The organism is Streptomyces sp. GC420, from assembly GCF_009916105.1.
In the GTDB taxonomy this organism is placed as follows: domain Bacteria; phylum Actinomycetota; class Actinomycetes; order Streptomycetales; family Streptomycetaceae; genus Streptomyces.
In genome coordinates this window covers 1-3478 of record NZ_JAAAXQ010000568.1, presented here as the reverse complement: position 1 = coordinate 3478, position 3478 = coordinate 1, and the positions used below count along the sequence as shown (strand labels likewise).

At 67.0% G+C, this 3478-nt stretch carries 3 protein-coding genes and 1 pseudogene; 1 reads left to right on the top strand and 3 read right to left on the bottom strand.

Annotated features, from left to right (window positions below; all coding sequences use genetic code 11):
* Both GUY61_RS36230 and GUY61_RS36225 read right to left on the bottom strand, forming a co-directional pair.
* Positions 1-1269: pseudogene (locus GUY61_RS36230) on the bottom strand (hypothetical protein); the annotation flags it as partial.
* Positions 1270-1364: 95 nt separating this feature from the next.
* On the bottom strand, positions 1365-2366 hold the full coding sequence (locus tag GUY61_RS36225) for a hypothetical protein (RefSeq protein ID WP_166634546.1): 1002 nt from the start codon (positions 2364-2366) through the stop codon (positions 1365-1367).
* 21 nt (positions 2367-2387) lie between these two features.
* Between GUY61_RS36225 and GUY61_RS36220 the strand changes: the two genes are divergently transcribed.
* Positions 2388-2708 carry a helix-turn-helix transcriptional regulator gene (locus GUY61_RS36220; RefSeq protein ID WP_079259476.1) on the top strand — a complete coding sequence of 107 codons (321 nt, stop codon included), beginning with the start codon at positions 2388-2390 and terminating at the stop codon, positions 2706-2708.
* A 210-nt stretch (positions 2709-2918) separates the two neighbouring features.
* Here the strand turns inward: GUY61_RS36220 and GUY61_RS36215 are convergent, their stop codons facing one another.
* Entirely contained in the window at positions 2919-3122 is a 204-nt protein-coding gene (locus tag GUY61_RS36215; RefSeq protein WP_166634545.1) for a hypothetical protein, read from the bottom strand.
* Positions 3123-3478: the final 356 nt, after the last annotated feature.

Below are 3478 nucleotides of genomic sequence, written 5' to 3'. Positions count from 1 at the left end.
CCCGAGGGCGGGGCACTGTCGACGCTGGTCCCCTGCGGGCCCGTACTCCTTGATCTTGGTCTGGTAGTCCTTCCGGGACTGGATCAGGTTGAGTCCGTGGGCGCGGTCCTCGTCCGTGCGGCTATCGATGTATGTGGCGCCTGCAGTGACGAGCGGGGTGGGCATCAGCGGGCAGTAGAACTCGCCGCCGACCAGCTGCATACCGCGGAACTCTCCCTGCCGGTCGGCCTTGTCGTCGTTGTAGTGCTTCACCGCGTTGAGGCCGAGTGTGAGCAGCTGCAGATGCAGGTTGTGAGGCTTGGCCTGGGTGATGCCCCGGTCGGCGCAGAACAGGTCTTTGACCAGGCCTCGTTCGAAGGTCGGCTGGATGGCGCGCAGGGCGGCCGGGCCGGGTTCGGTGCCCGGGGTGTGAAGGATCATGCCGAGGCAGACTGCGGGGTAGGCGCCGGCGAGGTCGCCATGGCCATGGCCCGGGAACGCAGCCATCATGGCGTAGCGGAACTCTCTCTTCTCCGGCGTCTTGGCCTTCTTCTCCCGTGCCGACTTGGTCTTGCGAGGCACTGGCTTGTTTGCCGTGCCGCGCCGGGTGCCAGTGTTCGTGGAGGCTGCAGCTTTGCCGCTGGGCCCCGACTTCTTCTGCCTTCCTCCCTTCACGTACATCCCGGCGGTGATCTCAAGCGAGGCCCGGTCCTGGTGGTAGTCCGGCTCTTTGCCCCAGACCGGAACCGGAGTGTCGTCGACCGCGATGTGGCCAGGCCACCGAGCGAAGTCGCCGCGCCGGTAGGAAGCCATCACCGGAGCGAGAATCAGATCCTGGGCGATGGCCTCCAGGTTGCGCACGGTGTCCTGGTTGGCGAGGGCATTCCACTTCCGTCGGATCTTCTTGGCCTCGCTGAGCGACAGCCGCTTGCGGCGGTCGTGTGGTGCCGGGTCGAGGCGCCGGGTCATCGAGGCCCAGGACCGGTAGACGCGCTTCGACGTCGCGTACTGGTGGTGCGCGACGCGGTCGATTTCTTCTCGGGTTGCGCTCTCGCGGATGTGCAGGTCGACGTCGGGGACGTCCAGGAGGGCTTTGGACCCTGGAGACAGGGCGAAGAAGAGCGTCTCCCATGCGTCGTTGATGTTCGCGCTCTTGCCCATGTACTGCGACAGGATCAGGCCGATCAGCACTGTGCGGAACGGGAAGCCCTTCGGGCCTGGCCGGTGCTCGTTGGAGGGAAGGCGTTCCAGTACTCCGCTGTGGCGCACGAGGTCGAAGACCTGCCTCACAACGCGGTCGTTGAGGGTACGGCCGGGGGCCTGCGGTGCAGGGCGTAGGGCGAGGCCGGTACGTCGGCAAGGTTTGTCCTCCGAGTTCTTCCTGCTCATGCCGCCCCCCGCAACAGATCAGATGCCTCCGCTTCGGGCACGTCGTGGAGGAAGACGAGGCAGCGCGAGAGGCTGTGCAGGGTCCCGAGTCCGGACGTTTTGAGGATCACCTTCAGCGGAATACCTGCATTCAGCAGTTCGACGAGCCAGGTCGTGCGCAGCCGCTGGGTCTGCAGCACTGCACCGTCACAACGGCCGATGATCCGCGGGTACCTGGCCAGCCAGTCCGATGCGATGTGCTTGCTGGTGCGGTCTTGCCAGTCCGGCCGGAAGGCGTACGCGTCTGCCGGGATGTCGGCGGCTTCCGCCAGCAGCAGTTCCTCGTAGGCGTACCGGCATACGACAGTGCGCGGACGGCGCCCGTGCACCTTGACCAGTGCCCGGCCGGTTGGGCCCGCGAGGATGTCCCGCCCCTGAACGTACACAAGATCCTCAACGGCGAGCCCGCAGCCGACGCCGAGACAGAACAGAAGACAGGCGTTGCGCCGCTGGGCGGGGGTGGGCAGACTCTGCGCCCAGATCAGCCAGTAGGCGATTTCCGTCGGCGGGTAGGGGGCCACTGGGGCGGCAGTGGCCTTCAGCCGGATCGGCGGATGCTGTCCGAGCTGGTCCAGCAGGAGTGCTTCGGAGGCCCGGCGCAGCTGGCTGCTGCAGGTTCGGCGGCTGTTGGCGGCCATGTCGCGGCAGCCGACGAGGATGAACCGTTCGACGGTGCTCTGGTCAAGGATCACCGAGGGTTCGAGCGGGAGGCCCTGGGCCTCGACCCAGGCGACCAGCCGTGCGAGCGGTGTCATGACCACGTCTGGGCCGTAGAGCCCCGCTGCGGCGGCCATGAATCCCAGCGAGCGGACGACCGGAGCGATGCGGCGCCACTGGGTGGGCGGCACCGTCTCCGCCTTCGGTGCGTAGGCCAGCAGGCGATTCGGCACAGCGACCTCCAGGCGCAAGGCCCATGACAGGTGGCCGGTTAACCGGCCACTGGTGTCAGTGTCGATCACGATCTGAAGGAACGCATCTTTATGACCGGAGGCCGAGCGCGCACGGCGCCGCCATGGAGCTACGCCGTCGATCCGGAGGAGTGGCCGGATGCCCGGATCGCCGGGGAGCCCGCCGCGGCGGTGGTCCAGACGATTGCCCGCCGCCTCGCCGCCGCCCTGCGTGAGAGGCCGGAGCTCTCGCTGCGCGCCCTGGCCGCCCAGAGCAACGTCGGCAGACAGACCATCGGCGATCTGCTGGCGGGCGCCACCTGGCCGGATGTGCTGACGGTCTGCCGACTGGAGCGTGCCCTGGGCTTGGCGCTCTGGCCCGGATCGAATGCGACCCAATGTGCTCATGACTGATCCCCAATTGCCTCTTTGAGGTCAGTCGTGCACGCTCAAGTGCGGAATGGCGCAGAGGCTCTATAGCGCCACCCGTGGGGGCGCTAGAGTGAACGTGCGCGACGGACCGGAACCCTGCTAGGAGAAGCGTCCGTTCGCGTGTTTGGCGGCCTCCCTCGACCGCTAATCGAGGGAGGCCTGCTTGTTGGGTTAGGGTCGTTCTCGGGTGGATCAAGCGGCCCGGGATGACAGCACGGCCCGGAACATTCCCGGTGCTACGTTTTCCACCTCGCCAAGTTGCTTCATACGGTTGAGGGTTTTTCCTACGGATGAGCGGACCGTCGCGTCCGCTCCCGGGCGCACCGCCGCCGCGATATCGGTGATGGACATTGCCTCTTGAGCGGCGCACAGGAGTGTGAGGATCGCATCGCGCATGCTTCCGTTACGCGGTGGCCCCAGGGTCCGAGTGCCCATGCCCGGGCGCGCATCTTCGGACGAAGGATCCTCGTCGGCGACAGAAACTTCAGGCGGACCCTCCCGGGAGGGTTGGGCGGTTCCCGCGTCCTCGCCAGTGTCCGGTGGCTCTTCGCGGACATCGGTGGATTCGGCGCCCTGGCACATCTGGGCTTGATCCGCTTTGGCGGACATCCGAGATCAGGGGTTCGTCCCCGGGAGGATGTCCATCATGGAGAGCATGGGGAAGAAGAAGCCTCGCCCTCGCCGCTCGTTCACGCCGGAGTTCAAGGCCGAGATCGTCGAGCTGTGCCGGCGTGGTGACCGCTCGGTCGGCC

What these genes read in the sequence shown, in the direction of transcription:
- GUY61_RS36220 (WP_079259476.1), top strand. Translation starts at nt 2,388, where the DNA reads ATGACCGGAGGCCGAGCGCGCACGGCGCCGCCATGGAGCTACGCCGTC.
- GUY61_RS36215 (WP_166634545.1), bottom strand. Translation starts at nt 3,122, where the DNA reads ATGCGCGATGCGATCCTCACACTCCTGTGCGCCGCTCAAGAGGCAATG.